The sequence below is a fragment of the Lacticaseibacillus sp. 30 genome (assembly GCF_053819265.1).
Genome location: NZ_JBSOQX010000012.1, coordinates 1 through 22,089, shown reverse-complemented (window position 1 = coordinate 22,089; position 22,089 = coordinate 1). Strand labels below are relative to the sequence as shown.

The window sequence follows — 22,089 nt, the reverse complement described above, 5'->3', positions numbered from 1 at the left end:
TCATGGCTAAAAAAGGACATTTTTTGCTTGGATTTGTATTCGGTGCCGCTAGTGCCTTAGCCACCACTTATTTATTAACACCACAAACAAGCGATGAATTGAAGCGGCGTGTGAAGCATGCTTCTGAAGACTTGGCAGATCGGGCAGTTGATTATTTCGATTATGCCAAGGAAGCTAGCGCTGACTGGAAACAAAGTGCCACAGATTTTGTTGATGAATTGAAGCGTAAAGGCGACGATGCTGATGGTTCTAAAGCATTGGCAAACTATGATGCTGCCACCGAGCAATTGCGTGATCAACTGAATACGGCAACAGATACGGACTCATCAGCAGACTTTGATGACATTGTTCTTGACGGTAAAAGTGCTTTTGCGCAAGCTAAAGATGACGACGAGGGCAGTGATACCCGCACCGATGAAGTGCCAGAACCAGTAGAACCAGAAGCAGTTGCACCAGCGTCAACTGATACCGCACCGGCTAGCAGTGTTGCACCTGATGAACCGCAAGCATCTGCAACAAATGATAAGTAACAGACATGCATCACTTAGTCACAATTGATGCAAAAAAGGCGACAAACGGATTGTTCCTATGATTGGAGCAAGACGTTTGTCGCTTTTCGCATCAGTTATTGTCAATTTGCCATAATCGGTGGTACTTCATAGATCAGGCAGGTTGGGGCCTTTTGCAGCAACCAAACGACGACTTGGTTGCCAAGGTCGCAGCACCGTCTATAGATCTTTTTTAAAGGAGAGAATATGCTGAACAGTGAACGTCAAGCGCAGATCAAGGCTGCTTTAAGTACAGCCGCTGAGCCGCTTAGTGCCTCAAGTTTTGCCCGGCAGTTTGCCGTGAGCCGCCAGACAATTGTTGGCGACATTGCGTTGTTGCGCGCACAAGGTGAGCCGATTATTGCAACGCCACGAGGGTATATGTTTTCTCGACCGGCCGCCCATGAGTTTTTGTTGCCTTGCAAACATACGCCAGCACAAACTGCCGAAGAGTTACAGTTGATTCTTGAAAATGGCGGATGGATCGAGGATGTTTTGGTTGAGCATCCGCTTTATGGACAATTGCGCGGCCAGTTAAACATCCGGACAGTGGCTGACATGAAACTGTTTATGAGTCGGTTGTCGCGCTATCATGGCCGACTGTTGTCAGAATTGACCGGCGGCATTCATTTGCACACGATTAGCGTTAAAAATGAGCGCGATATGCCCAAAATCAAAGCAGCTTTGCGGCAGGCGGGGATGCTATATGAACAAGTGGAGCAGAGGTAGTCTGATGCCGCTAAAAAAGCCGTCCGGAATCTTTCCGGGCAGCTTTTTTTGTGGCATATGAATACGACTATATTGCAGTTTTTTAGACCTGTCCTAGCCGTTAATGACCGTGAATTCCTTTGAGGTGTGGGTAAATGGTTCGCAGCCGGTTTCGGTGACGTGGACACAGTCCTCAATCCGAACGCCAGCAACACCAGGTACATAGATGCCCGGTTCGATTGAGAAACACATTCCTGGCTGCAACAGCATATCGTTTCCTTCCATGATTGATGGAAATTCATGTGTCGACATGCCAATCCCATGACCAAGCCGATGGTTAAAGTAATCGCCATAACCAGCCTTAGTAATGATGTCGCGGGCAATCTTATCGAGCTCGGATGCTTTCAAACCAGGCTTGACAGCCGCCATTGCGGTTAAATTGGCCTCTAAACAGACATCGAAAATTTCCCGCGGCTTGCCGGTGACCTGACCAAATGCAACAGTACGGGTGGCATCTGACATATAGCCATGGTTGTCAGTCCCAAGGTCGAACAAAACCAACTCGTTTGGTTGAAGCTTGGTGCCCATTGGTTCACCATGCGGATTGGCAGCGTCGACGCCGGCCTGCACAATGGTACCAAAGCTCATGTGCATGACGCCTTCCTTCATCATGGCATAATCGATTTCAGCTGCCACTTCTTGTTCTGTCGCGCCAGCTTTGATCGCGTTAAAGCCGGCCTGAAAGGCGCGATCTGCCTGGGCACCAGCTGCTTCCATCTGTTTGATTTCTGCCGGTGTCTTAATGAGTCGCTGGTTCTCAATGAACCGGGATGCGTCAACCGGAAAGGTAGCATCCGGAAATTGTTTCATGAGAGCTTCAAATTTGAAGACAGCTAGATTATCTTTTTCAATTGCCCATTTTGTCGGGTTCGCTGTCACCGCTTTGATGTGATTAGCCATGATGGCAAATGGATCTTCGTGATCAAGATAACCGAAGACTTGGTACGGCCAGCCAGCTTTTTTGACCTCTTCAATCGTCAGCTGAGGGGTGAAGAGGAAAGGATCGTTGTCAGGGGTGACAATCAACGCTGTGATGCGTTCCTCAGGATCTTGAAAAAAGCCTGTGTAGTAGTTGATATTGATTGGGTCGCTAATATAGGCCAGGTCCAACCCTTCTTTTGCAACCCAAGCTTGCAAAGCGGCTAAATGTTCATTCATATTTTTTCCTCCTCAACGTGTTCACTGGCGCAGTACCATGCAGGTGCGGTGCACTTTTTAACCGGACTAGCTCGCGATCTGGCTTAAAAGTCATGCGCCAATCAAGCATCGTGGTAAAATAGCACAACTTAAAACTTTAACTTTTAGTATATCACGTGACTAGCTTGATGGGCTTTCTGAAAAAGGCGGTTGTGAAAATTTCATGTAAAATTCAGTAAAACGCTTGCATTGCTATTTCTATTCTGTTACTTTGGAATGTAAATAGAACTTCGTGATTTCATCTTTTCACGACTAAGGAGAAAATCAATTGGAAAAGCAAACAATTACAATTTATGATGTCGCACGCGAGGCGAATGTCTCAATGGCGACAGTGTCTCGAGTCGTTAATGGTAACCCAAATGTGAAACCAGCTACTCGCAAGAAGGTTTTGGAAGTGATCGAACGGCTTGATTATCGGCCGAATGCAGTTGCTCGTGGTCTGGCAAGCAAGAAGACGACAACTGTCGGGGTAATTATCCCAGATGTCACGAACATGTTCTTCTCAAGCTTGGCACGTGGGATTGATGATGTTGCCACGATGTACAAGTACAATATCATCTTGGCGAACTCTGATGAAAACAATCAAAAAGAAGTCACGGTGTTAAACACATTGTTGGCTAAACAAGTGGATGGTTTGATTTTCATGGGCCATGAATTGACTGACTCAATTCGTGCTGAATTCTCACGCAGTAAGACCCCTGTTGTGCTTGCTGGCTCAATCGATCCTGACGAACAGGTTGGCAGTGTCAACATCGATTACGTGGCTGCTGTCGAAGAAGCCACGCGTCAGTTATTGGAAAGCGGCAACAAGCGGGTTGCTCTGGCGACCGGTTCATTGACGCATCCGATCAATGGGCAGTTCCGGCTCAAGGGTTACAAACAGGCTCTGGAAAAGGCCGGTGTTGCTTATGACGAAAGCCTGATTTTTGAAAATGAGCCAAGCTACCAAGCTGGTTTAGCCTTGTTTGATAAGTTGCAGAAAGTTGGGGCAACGGCGGTTATTGCAGGTGATGACGAGTTAGCAGTTGGCCTTTTGGATGGCGCAATTGATAAGGGCGTTAAGGTGCCGGACGACTTTGAAATTATCACCAGCAATAACACCAAACTGACGGAAATGACTCGGCCACAACTTACTTCGATTGATCAGCCATTGTATGATATTGGTGCGGTTGCTATGCGCTTGCTGACCAAGATGATGAATAAAGAAGAGATCGAGGAAAAGACCGTTATGCTTGGCTTCGATATTTTGAAGCGTGGTTCAACGAAATAAAGCCAGCTTTTGTGAGCTGCTTAGCAGACATGTAAAGTCATTAGGGTAAAGAAAAAGGCTTCCAAGCAAATTACTTGGAGGCCTTTTTTCTTTGCGTTGAAATGAAAACTCGTGATCGTGTTGTTACTGACCGCCGCCAGTCGTTGTTGCAGGTGGGGTCTGTTGTTGATTGGTATTATTAGTGCCACCAGTATTCGTACCGCCACCAGTCGTTGTACCTGTGCCGGTTGTCGTGCCAGTTTCTGTGGTCGTCCCAGTACCGCCAGTCCCACCAGTGCCGGTGGCGCCATTCGTGCCGCCAGTCCCTGTGGTTTGTGGTTCGCTTGGCTGGTTTTCAGATGTCCCTTGTTGGTTTTGCTGACTTGATGGCACTGTCACGCTAGGAGCACTGCTAGGTGTCGTCTGAGTATCTTCAGTTGGCGTGATCGGGGTTTCTTGATGTTCTTTTTTGGCTTCAGTTGAATTGCCGTTGGCATCGGAAACCTGACCATAGCCATTTTGTTTGCCATCAAGATGGTCGAAGAACAACTGATAATTAGCTTTACTGCCACCGATGGCAAAATCATTTTTCGTGGTTGGCTGCCAATCATTGTAAAGGCTGGTGACGGTTGAGCCGCCAGTTCGGTAGGTGTTTCCGTCAAAAGTCAAGGTGCCGGCGGGTTGCCCAGTTTGTTTATCGACAGTCACTGATTTAACCGTATCCGGGCGTGCCAGTTTCTGATTAACCTTAAATTGTTTAGGAATCGTCTGGTAAACTGCGTTGGTTAATTTAGCCCAATAGGCTTCATTGGTCATGGAGCCAGTCTCATCTAGTGAATAAGTTGTGCCATCATTATTGTCATAGCCCATCCAACTGGCGATTGTTACCCCAGGTGTCGAGCCAATAAACCAGATGTCCCGGAAATCATTGCTCGTCCCTGTTTTCCCGATCAGGTTATCAGTGTTGAAGTGGAGTTGATAATTGAGGCTTTCCGCAGTTCCGGAATCAATCACGTTTTTCAACATTTGATTCATGATGTAGGTCGTGCCCTTAGAGAAGACTTTAGTTTTCTTAACCTTATGTTGATAGATTGGATGACCAGACGGATCGACAATCTCCGAAATCACGTAGGCTGGTACGTGCTCACCTTGGTTGGCAAAGGTTGAAAATGCGCTGGCTTGTTCTTTGACATCAACCCCGTAATCAGTCCCGCCCAAAGCGAGTCCAAGCTGACTATAGTCATTTTTGGTGAGGGTATCGATGCCCATTTTATCCATATAGTCCTTAACATTAACAGTCGGCTTGATGTGTTTATATAAGTTGACTGCTGGGATGTTGTAGGATTGGGCAAGCGCTTCGGTGGCAGGAATAAAGCGATTCTGAATCTGACCGCCGTAGTCTGTCACGCTGTAATTGTTGCCGAGATCGGTTTTAAAATCAGCCAACGCTGTTTGCGAGCCGATGATTTTTTGGTCAACGGCCGGCGCGTAAACTAGCAAAGGCTTAATCGTTGATCCTGGCGAACGTAATGTATAGATGTGATTGAGTTCACCAGAGACTCCGCCAACGAAGCCTAAAACAGCCCCAGTTTGATTGTCCAAGACGACCGAACCATTTTGGACTGGATGTTTAATGGTTTCGGTTTCGCCAGTCTTCGGATTAATTTGTGTGCTGGTATAAGTCTGACCAAATGTGCTGCGTGTTGCCTTCATCACAAATTGCATCCGGTCGTAAACATCTTTGTTAATCGTGCTTTTAATCTGATAATTTTTCGATGAAAAAAGATTAGCAGCTTGCCGCAGATAGTCGTTGTTTAAGGCGTTGTCTTTCGCCAATTCGGCGGCGGAATGGCCATCGTTTTTAGCCAACTGCTCAGCAAGTAATGATTCGGCTTCGCTTAATACCATGTTGTACACGTAGCCATATTGATTGTCGTCTTCTTCAGCATTCTCATGCTGGAGAAAAGCACCTTTGATATCAAATGCCTTGGCGTCGACATATTGTTTATGACTAATGACCCCAGCTCGATACATCCGGAATAGAACGGTCTGCTGACGATCCACACCATCTTTGAGATTGCTTTTAAGGGCGCCAGAAGCGGTATACGGGGTGTAAATAAACGGACTTTGTGGCAGGCCGGCAATAAACGCTGCTTCTGGCAGGTTGATGTCCTTCGCCGAGACGCCGAATAGGCCTTGGGCAGCTGCCTCAACCCCAGCTATGTTTTGACCTTTATTGTTACGACCAAGTGTGGCCACATTCAAATACGTGGCTAGAATTTGATCCTTGCTAAAATGATTATTTAAACGTCGGGCCAGCATAATTTCTGCCGCTTTACGTTTAAAGGTCGTTTCTGAGCTTAGAAACATCATTTTGACCACTTGTTGTGTCAATGTTGAGCCACCGGTTTGATTGCCCATGCCAGTTAAATCAGAGAAAAAAGCACGAATGACCGCTTTGGGTACAACGCCATCATGCCGATAGAAGTCTTCATCTTCAGTGGCGACAATGGCTTTTGTCAGCCAAGGCGACATTTCATTCAAATCAACCTTGGTTGAGACCAAATCGCTTTTAACATTGCTGAGTTTGACGTTGTGAGCAAAATACATGCTGGAAGTGCGGCTTGTATTGGAAAGGGTGGCCTTCATGGCAGCTTCGGTCGGAATCGGGGTGGCATCGATAATTGAAACGAAATAGCCGCCGAATAAACCGAGGCCAAAGACAGTCGCAATACCGAGCACGCCGAGTAAGTAATAAACAATGGTTTTAATACTTTGTAAGGTGACGTTGCGGTAAAAGACAACGGCCTCCTTGCCAGTTAAGTTTGTTGTCTCTGCTTCGGAATCAGGACGCCGGGTCACAAACGCAGTGAACCAGTGGCGAAATCGAGTCCCGAGCGTTTTGACTCGATCAAAGAACTTCTTCAAATGCTTGTCCCACCTTAAATTATGGTCTAGTACGCCTTAGTATACCTTAAATATTAAGCGGATTCTAACCGGGGATTTGTTGAGGCGTGTGAACCGACCTAGCCTAAAACCGGGGTGTAAGCTGCTTAAGGCGTGATGACCGGTTTTTGGCGGGGTCGTTGTCTGCAGATTCCAAGGCTAGTGAGCACATCTTTGACGCAGTGGCGAAGCTTAAGCGCTGACTTCGCAAACAGCTTGTCACGTCTCATCAGGTGTGTAAAACTGATAGCATGTAGCTTTAAGACGAGAATAGGAGCTTAGTATGTATCGGATAATTTTGTTTGATGTTGATGACACGTTACTGGATTTTAAAGCAGGTGAACTAAAAAGTCTGGCAAAGATGTTTGCCAGACTCAATTTGACTTACTCGCCGCGGATTGAGGCAAGTTATCTGAAAATTAATGCCAGTCTATGGCGTGACTACGAAGCGGGGCGCATCACGCGGCCGGAATTGTTTGATGTGCGGTTTGCCAAACTCTTTCGCCATCATCACATTGAGGCTGATCCGCATTTGGCAGAACGCACCTATCATCATTTTTTGGATCAAGAGGCCATTTTGCTGCCGCGAGTTCTGGACACCTTGGATGCGTTGCAGGATTATCGGCTGTTTATTGTCAGCAACGGTATCGAGCCTGTGCAACGTGAACGCTTGGCATCGAGCGGTCTGATTGATTACTTTGAAGATATTTTTGTTTCTGATATCGTGGGCAGCCCGAAGCCGACCGTGGCCTTTTTTGACTATGTTGCCAAACGCATCCCGCGGTTTGACCGGCGTGAGACATTGATCATGGGCGACTCGCTGACCTCAGACATTCAAGGTGGGATCAATGGCAAAATTGATTCGATTTGGTTTAATCCACATTTTCAGCCAAATCGCGATCACATCACACCGACTTATCAACTCAACGAATTTAGCGATTTGACGAAGCTATTGGCGCTTAACTGAAGTGACTTAGACTGTTTCAACGAGTCGGATGGTGCCGCTTGAGACCACCAATGTACCAAGATCTGTTTTTAATAGTAAAGCGCCGTTATCATCGAATCCGCTGATCGTCCCGGTCAGCGGATTTTGTGTGCCGCTGACCGTGATGCGGCGACCAACCCACGCTGCTCGTTTGCGGTACGCTGGCATGATGGTCTCGGGATTGGCAAAAAGCCGCATCAAGTGGGTCAAATAACGACCAGCAAGCTCGGGACGCGGATCATTTGCAGGGACCTCGCGCAAAATGGTTGTCATCGGCTGATCATTTGGCAAAGGACCGCTGGCAGCAGGGAAAAGATCGACGCCGGTTCCCAAAATGACAGCATTTTGTTCCAACAACGCTTCGGCTAAAATACCCGCGACTTTCTTACCAGCTTTCTGTAGATCGTTTACCCACTTAATCTGAGTGCTGATGCCAAACTGATCGGCGATTGCTTGTTGAAGCGCAACACCAGCAGCAGGTGTGATTAGGGCGCGGTTAATTTGTGGATGAAACGCATAGCTGATGTAAAGTCCAGCATCAGCTGGGCTTGCAAAATGTTTACCATGTCGTCCAACGCCAGCGGTTTGCTGGTCGGCAATTAAAATCTGTGGCAAAGGGCCGCCGTTTTGAACGGACTTTTTTAAAATGACATTTGTGGATGTGACGGTGCCTGCTGTGGTGACAGCGGCACGCAAACGGGGATCATCTAACCATGGGTTTAAAGCATCAGGTTCAAACATAAATTGCTTCCTTTCAGACGTTTTGATAACGGTTAACGCCAACAAGGCCGACCTAGTTTAAAACTAAGACGGCCTTGCATGAACTGAATGTCGATAAAATGACGCCCAGAGATTACTTGACCAGGCGACTGATGGCATCGGCATAAATGGCAACAGCCGTGATGATATCCTTAATCGGCATGTATTCGTTAGCTTGATGCATCACATTTTCTTGACCTGGCATTTGGGCACCGAATGCAACGCCGCGCTTAATGATACGACCATAAGTTCCGCCTCCGATCACTTGCTCATGTCCTGGGATCCCGGTGTGATCAGTGAATGTTTGGAGAAGTGTTTTCACCAATGGATCATCCCCTGGCACATAGTGAGGGCCTTGGGCATGACCACTGATGCTTACGGTGACCTTGTCGGCGCCTAATGTCGTCTCAATCTGATCACGAATGGTGTCAGCATCTGTCCCTTGCGGATAACGGACATTCACAAGCACACTTTGTTCGCCATCTTGAGTAAAGGTGAAGATGTCTGGGCTGGCGGTCAATTCGCCCATCAGCTTGTCGGTATAATTGATGCCTAACAGCTTGCCTCGTGAGTCGTTGTGCAAGTATTTAGCGACCATCAGGAGATAAGCTTTACCGGCTGGATCAAATGGCAAGTCTGCCAGTAGATTGGCCAAGTAAGTGCCAGCATTTTTGCCATCTTTTGGCTCCTGTGCATGTGCACCTTTGCCGACAACTTCAATGGTTGTTGGATTACCCAAAGTAAGGGTAAGTTTGACGCCAGCCTCATCCGCCCAAGCGGTTGCTTGTGTGGCAAAAGTTTCTGGTAAATCGCCGGTGATGGTCGCAGTTGCGACTTGCGGCACCATGTTTGGCCGAATCCCGGCCGAGAAGTTGGTGAGCGTTAACTCAGCTGGTGCAGCGGCAATTGGCTTTTGATCGATTTTGAAACTGGCAATGCCTTTTTCACCGTTGATGATTGGAAATTCAGCATCTGGTGAGAAGCCAAAATCCGGTGCCGGCTGGGTTTCCAGATAGCGATGAATCCCGACCCATTCGGATTCTTCATCGGTGCCGATGATAAAGTGGATCTTTTTATTGATTGGCAGGCCAAGATCACGAATCAACTTTAAGGCATAATAAGCTGCGATGCTTGGTCCTTTATCATCGCTAGTGCCACGCCCATAAATTTTACCGTCCTTGATAACGGGCACGAATGGATCAGTTTGCCAACCTGGACCTGCTGGCACAACATCCACATGGCCAAACAAACCAAAGATCTCGTCACCGCTGCCAAGCTCAATGCGACCGGCAACGTTATCAACATTAAGTGTTTTGAAACCATCGCGTTCGGCAATGGTCAAAAAGGCTTCCAGTGCTTTGGCCGGTCCCGGGCCAAGTGGGTACGCCTTTGTTTGATGGTCCGTATCGCGCTCAGAGTTGATTTTCAAAAGGGTTGTCAAGTCTGAAAGGAGTTGCGGTTCTAACTTCTCTGCTTCTTGCTGCCAATTAATCGTCATGAGGTTAACCTACTTTCTTACTGTCATTGTCTTTAGGATAGCATGTTTAATCATGGGAAACTAATAAGCCGTTCATCAAATTGTGAGGGTTGATAGTCACAATTGATGAACGGCTTATGATTGAGCGTGGTTCGGCGATTAACCGATGCCAACGACGCTAGCATTCAACAGTGGTGTGTCAAAGGCCGTGTCGCCTAATGCCCAGTGGACAAGTGGCTTTTGTGCAGCAGGAATACTGCGATATTGACTCATCCAGGTAGTCATATTTTCAGCATCTGGCAACAGTTGCAAATCTTGGGCGTTTAGCCAACCGGTTTTGATCTTTACATAGAGGTGATTGCCTTCATACCGTGCCGCTGTGATGTGATGGCGCGTATGGTTAGCGATGTGAGCAATGACATCTTGTTGATGCAACGGATCAGCGTATACTGGCACGCGAAATTTTTTTCCGGTGACAACAACATTTTGATTAATGAAGAGGCTAGCCCATCCGGCTTGCGGCGCAAGATTGACAGTTGTCGCTGGAACGAAAGCATTGTCGCCAATTTGATAATAGGTGTTGCCAGCAATCGTGACCATGCTGGAAATCATCACAGGGGTTTCAGGCGCTAATTGTTCATGGCGCAACGTCGGCTGATATGGATTTTCGTAAATGGGTAAGGGCGTGGTACTGGAGTTGGCGCCAAGATCGTTAATATCGGTTGTCACTGCAGCGGCCTTCAATGCCTGAAATTCATGCCCTAGAGCCGTATAGTTGGTGACGATACCGTCAATGTTGAGATTCACCAGCCAAGTCCATAATGAGCGATTTTCGTTCATCTCGTCCCAGATGTAGACTTTTTTGCCAAGATCGTGAAGTTGGGTCACAAGTTGCGGTGTCACTAAGTCCGAACTCAGGTTGATACCATCTACGTAGGTTAAGACATCAAAATTGATTCGTTTAAGTGAGCCAACAATAAGGATACGGGGCACATTGGGCAAAACGGCTTGAAGCCTTTTTAAGCTTGCAGCGGAAAATGAGTGAAACATCACACGATTTTCCATGTGATACTTTTGGATTAATGCCGCTATTTTGTCTTCGAGATGGGGATGAGGTTCTCCCTTTACGATTTTGGTCTCAATTAGAAATTTATGGTTGGTTTGTTGCTCATGAATGAAGAGATCTTCCAAGCTGTGAATCGGCTCGCCATTTTTGGTATGATATTGCTGAAGCTGAGCAAAGTTCGTTGTGGCAATTGCCAAATTAGCGCCGGTCATTCGTTGAATCGTTGAGTCGTGTTGAATCACCACGACACCGTCAGCACTTTCATGTACATCCAGTTCGACATAGTCGGCGCCATTATTAAAAGCACTGTCAAAACTTTGGTAAGTCTCTTCCGGATAATTCAACGGATCGCCGCGATGGCCGATCAGCGTGAAACCCGAAAGCAGAAGGAATAAAGGCAGCAATAGCACTGCCAGCGTGAGTCGCTTGCCCATACAGGCTGCTCCTTTCCAGAAAAAAACATCATACCATAAACATAGCACCGCAAAGTAGCCGGGACAATTTTTAGAACACGACATGCAGTGGCTAAATTGATAAAGGAGTATGAAGAACATGGCTGATAAATTTCAAGTTTTCGATTTAATTCAAGAAATCACACGGAATGACGGTAGTCGCTATTTTGAACTAGGTAACGTCATGATGAACGGTCGGGCAGAAAAGGCGGCTATGAAGGGACTTATTAAACGTGTGCGGATCGTTCAACTAAACATTCCCCATTCAACTGCTGTGACAGCTTACGAACAGTACATCAACGATCATTATGAATTCCCGTCAGCTGATTTGACGAGCTGGGAAGAGTGGGACAAACCAGAAGGGCCAGTACGTCAGGCTTACCACGAGATTCTAAAGCAGAACCATGTTGGATGAGTGGTGATATCGCTGGATCGTCAGCGACAGTAACAATTTAAACAAAACCTAACAAACACTGGCATTCACACTGGTAACGTTGGCTTGGGTGATGCTAGCAGCGGTGCGGTGGCTTTAGTCTCACCCACTGCGCTAACTAGGTGAGCACCATCGCGAATCGTCAGGTAGTTGGCTTGATTTTCGGTTAGTTTGATACACGCCGCATTTTGCGTCACGTTGACGCCACTTATATAATGTAGGGCATATGAAAGTAGGGCATTCACTAGGCAAATTTTGGCCGGGTGAATGTGAGGAGGCGTCAGCGTGAAGTATTTTGGTAGATGGCTTATTCCGTTCGTTGCGGCAATTGCGGTTTTTATTGGCATGCAGTTTGATAGCAGTCTTTACACCAAACCAGTCGGTCGTGTCGAATCAGTTCAAGTCATTAAAACGACCAGTCATGATGATGAGGATCAGAATCATGATCGGCTAACCAAGCAACAGGTTAAAGTGCGTTTACTGAACACAGCAAAACGCGGGCAAAGCGTCACCATTCATAATACGTACTCGTTCAGCGGCGGTTTAGACAATCAGTTGCGGCCAGGTGAACAAATCTTTTTAGATGTCGATAAGGGCGTCTATACGCTCAACAACATCAAACGCGATGCCATCCTTGCGGCGTTGCTTGTTTTGACATTTGGCCTAATTTTTTTGGTTATGGGGCGTCGCGCTTGGTTAACAAGTATTAGTATTCTTTTGAACACAGTGATCTTTTTTATCGCGGTAACGTGGGAAATTGGCAGTAAGCAATGGCAGGCGTGGTGGTTGTTTGTTGGTCTAGCAGTCGTATTTACAATTCTGACTGCGGTTTTCATTGTTGGTTTTAAGCCGATTGCCGTCACAATTTCACTGGGATCGTTACTGCAACTGGCCTTGCTGTGGCGCTAGGCTATGGTGTACTGACGTTGACAAATTATAACGGTGTGCATCTGGAAGAAGTGAAATATGCGACGCAAATGCCGCAATTGCTGTTCTTCGCTCAGATTGTTATTGGTTCATTAGGCGCTGTTCTTGATGAAGCGAGTGACATTTCAGTGGCAATTTTTCAGTTGCATGACAGCGCCAAAGAACGGTTTCAGGCAGGTATGGCAATCGGCCGGAATGTCATGGGACCGCTAATTTCAGTGCTCTTTATGATCTTTATTGCTGATACTTTTGTGGAATCAGTGCTATGGATTCGTAATAATAACTCGATTGCACAAACAGTCATTTGGGTGATGGGGCTTGGTTTTGCCCAAAGTTTAATTAGTGCCTTCGGAATTGTCCTAGCGGTGCCAATGACGAGCGGTTTAGCCGCGTTTATGGCTAAAATAAAGAAGGTGGCAGCATGAATGCAATTCTTGCCTTGGCACTATTGCTACTAGTCATGATGCTCTTGATTGGGGGCAAACAAGGCCTAGCCAATTTCTTTGCGCTGACGGTCAATGCTTTGCTTATGATTTTAGTCGTGATCTTGATGGCGAGTGGGTTCAATCCAATTATTCTCGCTGTGGTATTCGGATTGATTATTTTAGCCAGCACCATTTTCTTGAGCACGAGTCATGTAGCGGTTGCGGGTCCAGCGTTTGTTTCCGCGTTGCTAATCATGACGTTGCTTGTGGGGCTCATTATTTTGACTATGACGCTCAGTCAGACAGCTGGCTTTGGACCAGAAGATTCAGAAAGTCTTGAAGGCTTCTCTGTTTACATCGGGGTTAGTTTTCCGCATATTTTGATTGCAACAACCTTATTAGGCACGCTGGGAGCCATCGCGGAGGCGGCCATTGCCGTAGCGGCGGGGATGGATGAAATCAAGGATCAAGCAAGTGATGCCGGCATCAAGCAGATGGGGCATGAGATTATTGGCACGGCGTTAAATACATTGTTCTTTGGATTTTTTGGCGGGTTTTCATCATTGTTCATTTGGTTTGCATCTTTGCGCTATCCGTTCAGCCAAATCATCAATAATAAAATCTTTGTTGGGGAGTTGTTGCAAGTCTTGATTTCGGTCATTGCCGTTGTTTTGACGGTACCGATGACAACTTGGGTTGTGACAACTCGTCATGCGCATCGCAGAAAGGAATAATATGCAGTATTTCATTGCAGACACTCATTTTTTTCACGCCGATCTATTAGGCCAAAACGATTTTGCACCGCGACTTTTCCCCTCTGTTGAGGCTATGGACACGGCAATGATCAATGCTTGGAATGCTCGCGTGGGGGATCGGGATATTGTCTATCATTTAGGCGATATCGCGATGAATCCTGAGCATTTTCCGCAACCACCAGAAGTGCTTGGTATATTAAAACAGCTGAACGGTCGAATTGTCTTCATTAAAGGGAACCATGATTATGAGTCACTGTTCAAGTTTCTTCATCGAAATGATCCTGGTGTGAATGGACAGCCAAAATTCACGTTTCATGATGTTGGCACCATTATTAAGGACGACCATACACAATTCATTATGACGCACTACCCGTTGATGATGGGGATTGTCAAACAAACACTGAATTTACATGGTCATATTCATCACAACAGCGTCAATCTCGCGGAGAATATTAATGTCGGGGTAGATGCACCGGAACGCGATTTGTTGATGCCACACCTGCCATTTGGGACACCGCTGTCCGCTGCTGAAGTGCATGAAATTTATCGGCTTAAGGCCCAGGCGTTAGCCCAAAATCGATGAACAACCGTTTGTTTGACCGCCCGCTTATCAGAGCATAGGATAAAAATAAGAAAGCGCGCCGGTGATTCACCAGTTAGAGTATTTATTTTTGCCGGCACAGGGAGGTTTCTCGTGGAAAAGTTAGTGATCCTGCATACCAATGATCTGCATTCTCATTTTGAAAATTGGCCGAAGATTCGGCGGTTTATGTTGGGAACACGCGCTGCAGAACAAGCAGAAGGCGCGAGTGTGTTGGCATTTGATGACGGGGATGCGATGGATCGCTCAGCGCCCTTAACGGAGGCTACGCAAGGTCAGATCAATGTGCAATTGCTGAATGAAATTGGTTACGATGCAGCAACCATCGGCAATAATGAAGGTGTCGGTAACCCGCATGATGTGCTGGAACATTTATACGATCATGCGAACTTTCCAGTGGCACTGGCTAATTTATTCGAGGTTGACGGCAGCCGACCGACATGGGCTAAACCGTTTGTGCGAACGCAAACGCGTGCTGGTACACGCATTGCGATTGTCGGATTCACGGCGCCATTTTTTCTGACATATCGACCAAATGGCTGGCAAGTTAAAACCGTGGCGGATGTATTTCCGGATATTTTGAAGCAATTATCTGGTACCTATGACGTGTTAATTGTGCTGTCACATTTAGGAATTGAGGCTGATCGGCACTTAGCAAAACAGTATCCAGAGATTGATGTCGTGATTGGTGGTCATACGCATCATTTATTGGCAGACGGCGAGTTACATGGCACCACCTTATTAACAGCTGCAGAAAAGTATGGCCATTATGTCGGCAAAGTGACGCTGACGCTGGATGATCAGCATCAAATTATCACCCGTCAGGCCGAGACATTTAAAACTGAGCTCATGCAAGCGGCAGCTGCTGACCCGCGTGAGATACAGGGCTATGAGAGCAAAGGAATTGCTTTGCTCAAGCAGCATCAGGTGGCGCGGTTGCCCAAACAGCTATCGATCAAATATGATGGGCCTTCACCATTACTGGATTTAGGTTTAGAAGCATTGGCTGATGGCGCTCAGGTGGACGCGGCGATTTTAAATGCCGGACTTTTCCTTATGCCGCTGGGTCCGGGTGTTGTCACCCAAGCGGATTTATTAACCTGTTTGCCGCATCCCATGCATCTGTTAAAAGTAACGCTGAGTGGTAAGGAACTGTGGCGCTTAATCATGGAAATGGAAAAGAATCGGATGTTCCTGCGACATTTTCATATGATCGGCATGAGTTTTCGTGGAAAGATTTTTGGTGACATTGGTTACCGGGGTATTAGCGTTAATCGTGAAAAACGGGTTGTTCTATGGCACGGGAAACCGTTGGTGCCAGAACAACAATATACGTTTGTGACGGTGGACAATTTTCTGTTCATTCCATTCTTTCCAACCATTGAGATTATGGGCAGCAATGAATTGCTTTTTCCTAAGCTATTACGGAATGTGGTGGGCGAGTACTTAGCTCAAAAATATCCATTATGATTTCGTGATATACTTTGCGAAGCATCAGCACACATAAGGAGGTGAGCACATGGGCGAACATGAACCGCTTATACAACAAATTGATGCCGCATTGACCCCAGAAGCTGATAAAGATTCGCGGGTGGTCATTGTTAACGGTGATTTACTAACGATTGATGGTCGCCGCTATCGCCTTGTTAAGGATCACCGAAATGCTTTTGATGTTGCGCGTTTGAACGAACGCTACAACGAAATTCTTGATAAGTATGATTATATCGTTGGTGATTGGGGCTATGATCAGCTGCGTTTACGCGGATTCTATAAAGATGATCGACGCGGTGTCAGCAAAGACCAGCTCATCGGCACACTTGAAGATTATTTGTATGAATATTGTAATTTTGGCTGTGCTTACTTTGTTTTGGCGTGTTTAGACAAGTCAGTGACAAAAGGGCAGCCGCATCGTCGTCAGGGACATCGTGAGGCGGGGCAGAGATCAGAGACGATCAAACCAGTGCATCGCCAGACACCCCCAACAAATCGGCGCAACAGCCAAAACAATAAGCATAAGCCACGGTCAGCAAAAGCGGAAAAACCGTATACGGAAAAAACAACCCGACCAACCAAAATTCGCGGCGATCAGGCTAAAACTATCAATCAGACACAACCACGCAAGCGACATTTTACGATTCGGCGGCGTGAGACTAATAAGAAGTAGGGACGAACTTGAAGTATAAAGGCTATATGATCGATCTTGATGGCACTATCTATCGCGGTAAGGAGCGGATTCCCGCTGCAAAGGATTTCGTTGAACGACTACAGGCGGCACAAATCCCGTTTTTATTTTTAACTAACAACACGACCAAAAGTCCAGAAGATGTGGTCAAAAACTTAGCAGAGAATCATGATATTCATGTCCAACCGGCGCAGGTATACACCCCGGCACTAGCAACTGCAGCGTATCTGACCGACCTTAATCATGGCGATGTGACGGGTAAGTCCATTTATATCATTGGCGAGTTAGGCCTCAAGCAGGCGTTGCTGGATACTGGATTACGATTAAATGAAGTTGATCCGGATTATGTGGTCGTCGGCCTTGACTATGATGTGACTTATCATAAGTTTGAACTGGCAACACTGGCGATTAAACGCGGGGCAAAGTTTATTGGGACGAATGCTGACACCAATCTTCCGAATGAGCGCGGTTTGGTTCCAGGCGCGGGCTCATTGATCGCGCTAGTGGAGCGCAGCACACAGCAGCGGGCTTTTTACATTGGCAAACCCGAACCAACGATTATGGAGAAAGCCTTGAAAAAAATGGGCTTACCTAAAGAAGCGGTTGCCATGGTTGGCGATAATTACAACACGGACATTAAGGCAGGGCTGAATGCTGGTATTGATACGATTTTAGTGTATACCGGCGTTTCTACCCGTGATTATGTTTCCAAGCAAGTCCATCAGCCCACACATCAGATTGATGCCTTGACGGATTGGGAGGTCTAACCTCCATGAAGCGTATTGCCCAATGGGTAGCATTGTGGCTAGCCATCATTAGTGTCCTTGTGTTCATGACGATTTTAAGTACGCTGATCACTTTTCCAGTTTATGCACACATGGATGACCTACCGCAGATTGCCGTGATGTCCCTTGGCCGGCTTTATCAGAATTATTTGCAGCTGATGGCTTACTTAAATTTACCGTGGGTTGGTACTCTGCATATGAATGATTTCCCCACAAGCGTACATGGCGCCATTCATTTTGCGGATGTTCGCCACCTCTTTCTCTTCGATATAGGGGTTGCTGTGGTCACGGTCCCATTTGCGGTACGCTGGTTGCATCAACTTCGCATTACCAGAAAAAGATATTTGTTGGTTCGTCCGTTTATGATCGGGGCCGTGGTACCTGTTGTGTTGACGGCTATACTAGCGGTGAACTTCGACCAATTTTTCATCACGTTTCATGAAGTCCTTTTTCGCAATAGCGACTGGCTGTTTGACCCAGCAACTGATCCGATCATCAACGTTTTGCCTGAAGGATTCTTCATGTTGTGTTTTCTGACAGCATTTGCTTTGTTTGAAGCTGTCATGATCTGGGGCATTTGGCGCGGGCGTCAAGATGCGAAGGTGGCATGATTGGCAGCGCAAGCAAAAACGCATCGCTTGTCACGTGGAATTTACCACATGACAGGCGATGCGTTTTTTTGATGCAAATCATTTTGCTCAGCGTTCAGTAGCTTTAGCTGTCCGGGTTTTAATGGCAGCAATGACCATCGGCAGAAGGGAAATGATCACGATACCGATGGCAACCAACGAAAAGTGTTCTTTCACGAAGGTGACATTGCCGAAGTAGAAACCGCCGAAAACGCACATGGTGACCCAGAGGAAACCGCCTAACAGGTTGTAATGGATAAACTTGCCGTAATGCATTCGGGAGCCGCCGGAAACAAACGGCGCAAATGTCCGAATCAGCGGCATAAAGCGGGCGATGGCAATCGTCTTACCGCCGTGCTTGTCGAAGAAAGCCTCCGCCTGCTTCAGTTTGTCGCGATTGATCAGCCGTCCAAACCAGCCATTGCCAGTGGATGCTGCCGAACCAACGCGTTTGCCAATTTCATAATTGACGGTGTCGCCAATAACCGCAGCAGCCAGAAAGACGGCGAAGAGAATCCACACATTCAGGTTATACGCGGCATTTGCAGCCAACGCGCTTGCAGCAAATAGCAATGAATCACCAGGCAGGAAGGGGAAAATAACGACACCTGTTTCGATGAAGACCATCGCAAAAAGGATGGCGTAGGTCCAAGGGCCGAAGCTATTAACGATGGTAATCAGATGCTCATCAATATGCATGATGAAGTCGAACAGTTGGGTCATCTTGTGAACTCCTTTAATGAATTACAGCTTATTATACGGATTGATGTGAAAATTTCATGAATCCTGACAGAATTTTACCAAAACATCAATAAATGTCGTCTTCAATTTCTGGATGTGAATGAGCAAGTCGACTTGCTGCAGCAGCAGCAGTGGCTCCCACGATATCATCTAAAAAGGTGTGGATAATGCCAGGCTCATGGGCGTTCAGCTTAGCTAAGATCCCTGGCTTGATGCGATCAATATAACCGTAATTGGTAAAACCAATCGAACCATATACATTGACAATCGAGAAGGCAAGCACCTCGTCAACACCATATAAACCTTCATCTTCAGCGATGATTTTTTGCAACGGTTCTTCCAAACTGTTAGCTTCTGCTGCCTTGTCCAAAGCAATACCAGTCATCACAGCATTTTGAACTTCACGTTTGCGTAGAACAATGCGCACATTTTGTGTGGCTTCTTCAAGTGTCAGCTTGGGGATGAAGCGTTCTTGCAGGAACATTACAAGTTCGCCAATATCGGATATCCGAACCCCGCGTTCATGTAACAGTTGAATCGTGCGGTCATACAATTTTTCTTCATTCGTCATGTTTTTGCTCCTTGATGGGTAAATTGCGCAGATGAGCGTTAATGATACAGCTGAGTACTGTGCAAGGCCTGACGTCGATCTGGATACAAGCGGCTTAAGGCCTCATTGATAGCGGTTGGCGCTTCTCCAAAACCGCTGGCAATCAGCGGCAACTTGCCAGCATAGCTGACAGCATCGCCAATTGCAAAAATGCCGGGACGACTCGTCTGCATTTGTGTGTCCACCAGTATACCATTACGATCCGTGTCAAGTTGCCAAGCCTGTAGGTGGTGTTTATCGGTGACAAATCCATAGTTGATCAACAGCTTGTCGACGGTGAGCGTTGGCTGTGCCTCGCCGCGAACTTCCTTCAATTGAATCGCTAACTGATCATCTTGAGGGGTGACTGATTCGATCAGGTAAGGCGTCTGGATTGTCACACTGCTTTTTTCAAGTGCAGCAACACTGGCTTCCAAGCCGCGAAATTTGGCACGACGGTGAATCAGACTGACATGTTTGGCAACCGGTTCAAGTGCCAGTGCCCAATCAATTGCAGAATCACCACCACCAGCCACGGCCACTTCCTGATCTCGAAAAGTTTCCAAATCCTGCACGAAGTAGAACAGTTTTTTGCCTTCCAATGCCGGATCATAGTCAACAGCTAACTTGCGCGGCGTAAAAGCACCACCACCGGTTGCCACGATCACAGTTTTACTGCGGAAATCGCCTTGACTTGTATGCAATGTGAAAAAGCCATCTGGATCTTGATCGATCGTCTGTACTTCCGTAGCGGTCTTGACTTCAGGATGAAAATGCACGAGCTGAGTTTTGAGCTGCGTGACAAGGTCTTTGCCACTAACATGCGGGAATCCGCCAATATCATAGAGAATTTTGGCAGGGTATAAGTTGCCTGTTTGGCCGCCAAGCTCGTCAAGACTCTCCAATAACAAAACGTCTGCCTGGCGCAAACCCGCATAAAAAGCGGCGAACATCCCAACCGGGCCGCCGCCGATTACCGTGATTTCATATACATGCTGCACTGACATTTGCAATGCTCCGTTTCTATATAGTATGACGTCCATACACTACCATATTTTCACGATAAGTACCAAAATAGGCCGAACACCGGTCTGTCAAGTGTGATGAGCCCGTAAGCAGCCTTTTTAATAGACGATCGTTGCATCAGCAAACCTGTGTAGTTTGCGCTCAGGGGCTGGGCTGGTATACTACGCCTAGTACAAGAACGTTAACTTGTAAAGGAGATTGATCATGGATTACCCACAATTAGAACTCAAAGACTTTAAGGGACCAAAAGCGATTTTTGAAACAAGCGAAGGTCGCTTTGAAATCGCACTTTTCCCTGAACAGGCGCCAAAGACAGTTGAAAACTTTGTAGGCCTTGCCAAAAAACATTATTACGACGGTTTGATCTTTCACCGGATTATTGATGATTTCATGATTCAAGGCGGCGACCCCACCGGTACCGGCATGGGCGGTGAAAGTCTCTGGGGGAAGCCCTTTAATGATGAGTTTTCAAATCAGCTATTCAATTTGAAAGGTGCACTTTCAATGGCCAATGCTGGTCCAAATACGAATGGCAGCCAATTCTTCATTGTGACTAATGCGCATTTAGACCCGAGCATGCAGGCGCAACTAAGTGAGGCTGGATTCCCAGAACCCATCATTGAAGCGTATAAACAAGGCGGTACACCGTGGCTCGATCATCGCCACACAGTCTTTGGCCAAGTCCTAAGTGGCCTGTCCGTGGTTGAGAAGATTAGTAAAGTCAAAACAGGTGCTAATGATAAGCCGGTTGAACCGGTCACGATTGATCAGGTTACGATTGAAGACTAATATTGGTCGGCAATGATTTTTAGGGTATACTCAAAGAGAAATCCAATGAAATGAAGTGTCAGAATGGAATATCGCATAGGAGATATCTTGACTGGCAAAGTGACAGGCGTTCAACCTTATGGCGCGTTTGTCATGCTTGATGAGCACACGCAAGGTTTAGTGCACATCTCAGAATGCCAGCATGGTTATGTCAAGGACACCAGCGATATTTTTACCGTCGGCCAGCGAGTTGAAGTTGTGATTTTGGACATCGACGAATATACCCAAAAAATCAGTTTATCCTTACGTGCCTTACAAGCGTCGCCTAGAATGAGTAAAAAGCGTCGCCGCAAGCATTATTGGACCAGTCGTAAATTTCACACAGGCTTTGCACCGATTGCCGCTCGGTTAGACGGGTGGGTCGCTGAAGCACTTGATCATTTAGACGAAGAACCGGCTCACAAATGAGTCGGTTCTTTTTTTCTGAACTTTTGTCACGATGAATAGAATAATGTTCGCAGAAATGCTGAATTTTTATGCAATTTTGGAGAAAACGTTCGCGATCTTTCGGTATTTTAAAATGTTTCAATTTGCATGAATTTTTTATTGACTACATCGTTAAAGTGCTGGTATGATACTTGTTGTTGTCAAAACAAAAGGCGCTGATCTTTAGCGGATATACTTAATTAGATCAAGTTGATGGCTTGCACAATGTGCGACGTCGAGAACAGATGAATAAATATTCAATGTTTAAAAAAACGTTGACATGTAACGCTGGTCA

At 46.6% G+C, this 22,089-nt stretch carries 22 protein-coding genes and 1 pseudogene; 14 read left to right on the top strand and 9 right to left on the bottom strand.

The window, feature by feature from the left end:
* Positions 1-2: 2 nt before the first annotated feature.
* A complete protein-coding gene (locus ACWPAB_RS08995) occupies positions 3-530 on the top strand; it encodes a YtxH domain-containing protein (RefSeq protein ID WP_003564042.1) in 528 nt (175 codons plus the stop codon).
* Positions 531-755: 225 nt separating this feature from the next.
* A complete protein-coding gene (locus ACWPAB_RS08990) occupies positions 756-1,277 on the top strand; it encodes a transcription repressor NadR (protein WP_003564045.1) in 522 nt (173 codons plus the stop codon).
* Between the two features lie 93 nt (positions 1,278-1,370).
* Here the strand turns inward: ACWPAB_RS08990 and ACWPAB_RS08985 are convergent, their stop codons facing one another.
* Entirely contained in the window at positions 1,371-2,474 is a 1,104-nt protein-coding gene (locus ACWPAB_RS08985) for a M24 family metallopeptidase (protein ID WP_003569358.1), read from the bottom strand.
* 307 nt (positions 2,475-2,781) lie between these two features.
* Here ACWPAB_RS08985 and ccpA point away from each other — a divergent pair, with 307 nt between their 5' ends.
* Positions 2,782-3,783, top strand: coding sequence for a catabolite control protein A (gene ccpA / locus ACWPAB_RS08980; protein WP_003564050.1), 1,002 nt, complete (start codon positions 2,782-2,784; stop codon positions 3,781-3,783).
* A gap of 123 nt (positions 3,784-3,906) precedes the next feature.
* On the opposite strand, the gene ACWPAB_RS08975 is transcribed toward ccpA, so the two are convergent.
* Positions 3,907-6,690 carry a transglycosylase domain-containing protein gene (locus tag ACWPAB_RS08975; RefSeq protein WP_016380356.1) on the bottom strand — a complete coding sequence of 928 codons (2,784 nt, stop codon included), beginning with the start codon at positions 6,688-6,690 and terminating at the stop codon, positions 3,907-3,909.
* Positions 6,691-6,991: 301 nt separating this feature from the next.
* On the opposite strand from ACWPAB_RS08975, the gene ACWPAB_RS08970 reads away from it, so the two are divergent.
* Complete coding sequence (locus ACWPAB_RS08970) at positions 6,992-7,675, top strand: YjjG family noncanonical pyrimidine nucleotidase (protein WP_003569360.1); 684 nt, start codon at positions 6,992-6,994, stop codon at positions 7,673-7,675.
* A gap of 6 nt (positions 7,676-7,681) precedes the next feature.
* On the opposite strand, the gene ACWPAB_RS08965 is transcribed toward ACWPAB_RS08970, so the two are convergent.
* The 3 genes from ACWPAB_RS08965 to ACWPAB_RS08955 all read right to left on the bottom strand — a co-directional run bounded on the left by ACWPAB_RS08965 (position 7,682) and on the right by ACWPAB_RS08955 (position 11,429).
* The gene (locus tag ACWPAB_RS08965; protein ID WP_003566799.1) at positions 7,682-8,434 is read right to left on the bottom strand and encodes a biotin--[acetyl-CoA-carboxylase] ligase; all 753 of its coding nucleotides are present in this window, start codon (positions 8,432-8,434) and stop codon (positions 7,682-7,684) included.
* 112 nt (positions 8,435-8,546) lie between these two features.
* On the bottom strand, positions 8,547-9,950 hold the full coding sequence (gene pepV / locus ACWPAB_RS08960) for a dipeptidase PepV (protein WP_003569363.1): 1,404 nt from the start codon (positions 9,948-9,950) through the stop codon (positions 8,547-8,549).
* 138 nt (positions 9,951-10,088) lie between these two features.
* The gene (locus ACWPAB_RS08955; RefSeq protein ID WP_003569365.1) at positions 10,089-11,429 is read right to left on the bottom strand and encodes a glycerophosphodiester phosphodiesterase family protein; all 1,341 of its coding nucleotides are present in this window, start codon (positions 11,427-11,429) and stop codon (positions 10,089-10,091) included.
* 118 nt (positions 11,430-11,547) lie between these two features.
* Here ACWPAB_RS08955 and ACWPAB_RS08950 point away from each other — a divergent pair, with 118 nt between their 5' ends.
* Positions 11,548-11,862, top strand: coding sequence for a hypothetical protein (locus tag ACWPAB_RS08950; RefSeq protein ID WP_003566802.1), 315 nt, complete (start codon positions 11,548-11,550; stop codon positions 11,860-11,862).
* 65 nt (positions 11,863-11,927) lie between these two features.
* Here ACWPAB_RS08950 and ACWPAB_RS08945 read toward each other — a convergent pair whose 3' ends face one another.
* Complete coding sequence (locus tag ACWPAB_RS08945; RefSeq protein WP_016363517.1) at positions 11,928-12,077, bottom strand: hypothetical protein; 150 nt, start codon at positions 12,075-12,077, stop codon at positions 11,928-11,930.
* A gap of 88 nt (positions 12,078-12,165) precedes the next feature.
* Here ACWPAB_RS08945 and ACWPAB_RS08940 point away from each other — a divergent pair.
* From ACWPAB_RS08940 to ACWPAB_RS08910, 7 genes and pseudogenes are all read left to right on the top strand, one after another.
* Positions 12,166-13,232, top strand: a pseudogene (locus tag ACWPAB_RS08940) (YibE/F family protein).
* Entirely contained in the window at positions 13,229-13,966 is a 738-nt protein-coding gene (locus ACWPAB_RS08935) for a YibE/F family protein (protein WP_003569367.1), read from the top strand. Before ACWPAB_RS08940 ends, ACWPAB_RS08935 begins: the two are co-directional and overlap by 4 nt.
* A 1-nt stretch (position 13,967) precedes the next feature.
* Entirely contained in the window at positions 13,968-14,570 is a 603-nt protein-coding gene (locus tag ACWPAB_RS08930) for a metallophosphoesterase (RefSeq protein ID WP_003569369.1), read from the top strand.
* A gap of 111 nt (positions 14,571-14,681) precedes the next feature.
* The gene (locus ACWPAB_RS08925) at positions 14,682-16,058 is read left to right on the top strand and encodes a bifunctional metallophosphatase/5'-nucleotidase (RefSeq protein ID WP_003574158.1); all 1,377 of its coding nucleotides are present in this window, start codon (positions 14,682-14,684) and stop codon (positions 16,056-16,058) included.
* A gap of 49 nt (positions 16,059-16,107) precedes the next feature.
* Positions 16,108-16,752: a YutD family protein gene (locus ACWPAB_RS08920; RefSeq protein WP_003574160.1), complete on the top strand. Its 645-nt coding sequence runs from the start codon at positions 16,108-16,110 to the stop codon at positions 16,750-16,752.
* Between the two features lie 8 nt (positions 16,753-16,760).
* Complete coding sequence (locus tag ACWPAB_RS08915) at positions 16,761-17,537, top strand: TIGR01457 family HAD-type hydrolase (protein WP_003566807.1); 777 nt, start codon at positions 16,761-16,763, stop codon at positions 17,535-17,537.
* 5 nt (positions 17,538-17,542) lie between these two features.
* The gene (locus tag ACWPAB_RS08910) at positions 17,543-18,166 is read left to right on the top strand and encodes a TIGR01906 family membrane protein (RefSeq protein WP_003569373.1); all 624 of its coding nucleotides are present in this window, start codon (positions 17,543-17,545) and stop codon (positions 18,164-18,166) included.
* An 87-nt stretch (positions 18,167-18,253) separates the two neighbouring features.
* On the opposite strand, the gene ACWPAB_RS08905 is transcribed toward ACWPAB_RS08910, so the two are convergent.
* The 3 genes from ACWPAB_RS08905 to ACWPAB_RS08895 form a co-directional block, all read right to left on the bottom strand.
* Entirely contained in the window at positions 18,254-18,907 is a 654-nt protein-coding gene (locus tag ACWPAB_RS08905) for a VTT domain-containing protein (protein ID WP_003566811.1), read from the bottom strand.
* 85 nt (positions 18,908-18,992) lie between these two features.
* Complete coding sequence (locus ACWPAB_RS08900) at positions 18,993-19,496, bottom strand: phosphatidylglycerophosphatase A family protein (protein ID WP_003566812.1); 504 nt, start codon at positions 19,494-19,496, stop codon at positions 18,993-18,995.
* Between the two features lie 38 nt (positions 19,497-19,534).
* Positions 19,535-20,521, bottom strand: coding sequence for an NAD(P)/FAD-dependent oxidoreductase (locus ACWPAB_RS08895; RefSeq protein WP_003566813.1), 987 nt, complete (start codon positions 20,519-20,521; stop codon positions 19,535-19,537).
* 223 nt (positions 20,522-20,744) lie between these two features.
* Here ACWPAB_RS08895 and ACWPAB_RS08890 point away from each other — a divergent pair, with 223 nt between their 5' ends.
* Positions 20,745-21,329, top strand: coding sequence for a peptidylprolyl isomerase (locus ACWPAB_RS08890; protein ID WP_003566814.1), 585 nt, complete (start codon positions 20,745-20,747; stop codon positions 21,327-21,329).
* Between the two features lie 63 nt (positions 21,330-21,392).
* Complete coding sequence (locus ACWPAB_RS08885; protein ID WP_003566816.1) at positions 21,393-21,776, top strand: CvfD/Ygs/GSP13 family RNA-binding post-transcriptional regulator; 384 nt, start codon at positions 21,393-21,395, stop codon at positions 21,774-21,776.
* Positions 21,777-22,089: the final 313 nt, after the last annotated feature.

Coding starts and splice junctions, on each gene's coding strand:
- ACWPAB_RS08905 (WP_003566811.1), bottom strand. CDS start 18,907: ATGACCCAACTGTTCGACTTCATCATGCATATTGATGAGCATCTGATT.
- ACWPAB_RS08990 (WP_003564045.1), top strand. CDS start 756: ATGCTGAACAGTGAACGTCAAGCGCAGATCAAGGCTGCTTTAAGTACA.
- ACWPAB_RS08900 (WP_003566812.1), bottom strand. CDS start 19,496: ATGACGAATGAAGAAAAATTGTATGACCGCACGATTCAACTGTTACAT.
- ACWPAB_RS08910 (WP_003569373.1), top strand. CDS start 17,543: ATGAAGCGTATTGCCCAATGGGTAGCATTGTGGCTAGCCATCATTAGT.
- ACWPAB_RS08890 (WP_003566814.1), top strand. CDS start 20,745: ATGGATTACCCACAATTAGAACTCAAAGACTTTAAGGGACCAAAAGCG.
- ACWPAB_RS08965 (WP_003566799.1), bottom strand. CDS start 8,434: ATGTTTGAACCTGATGCTTTAAACCCATGGTTAGATGATCCCCGTTTG.
- ACWPAB_RS08920 (WP_003574160.1), top strand. CDS start 16,108: ATGGGCGAACATGAACCGCTTATACAACAAATTGATGCCGCATTGACC.
- ACWPAB_RS08995 (WP_003564042.1), top strand. CDS start 3: ATGGCTAAAAAAGGACATTTTTTGCTTGGATTTGTATTCGGTGCCGCT.
- ACWPAB_RS08955 (WP_003569365.1), bottom strand. CDS start 11,429: ATGGGCAAGCGACTCACGCTGGCAGTGCTATTGCTGCCTTTATTCCTT.
- pepV (WP_003569363.1), bottom strand. CDS start 9,950: ATGACGATTAATTGGCAGCAAGAAGCAGAGAAGTTAGAACCGCAACTC.
- ACWPAB_RS08985 (WP_003569358.1), bottom strand. CDS start 2,474: ATGAATGAACATTTAGCCGCTTTGCAAGCTTGGGTTGCAAAAGAAGGG.
- ACWPAB_RS08950 (WP_003566802.1), top strand. CDS start 11,548: ATGGCTGATAAATTTCAAGTTTTCGATTTAATTCAAGAAATCACACGG.
- ACWPAB_RS08970 (WP_003569360.1), top strand. CDS start 6,992: ATGTATCGGATAATTTTGTTTGATGTTGATGACACGTTACTGGATTTT.
- ACWPAB_RS08885 (WP_003566816.1), top strand. CDS start 21,393: ATGGAATATCGCATAGGAGATATCTTGACTGGCAAAGTGACAGGCGTT.
- ACWPAB_RS08930 (WP_003569369.1), top strand. CDS start 13,968: ATGCAGTATTTCATTGCAGACACTCATTTTTTTCACGCCGATCTATTA.
- ACWPAB_RS08895 (WP_003566813.1), bottom strand. CDS start 20,521: ATGTCAGTGCAGCATGTATATGAAATCACGGTAATCGGCGGCGGCCCG.
- ACWPAB_RS08935 (WP_003569367.1), top strand. CDS start 13,229: ATGAATGCAATTCTTGCCTTGGCACTATTGCTACTAGTCATGATGCTC.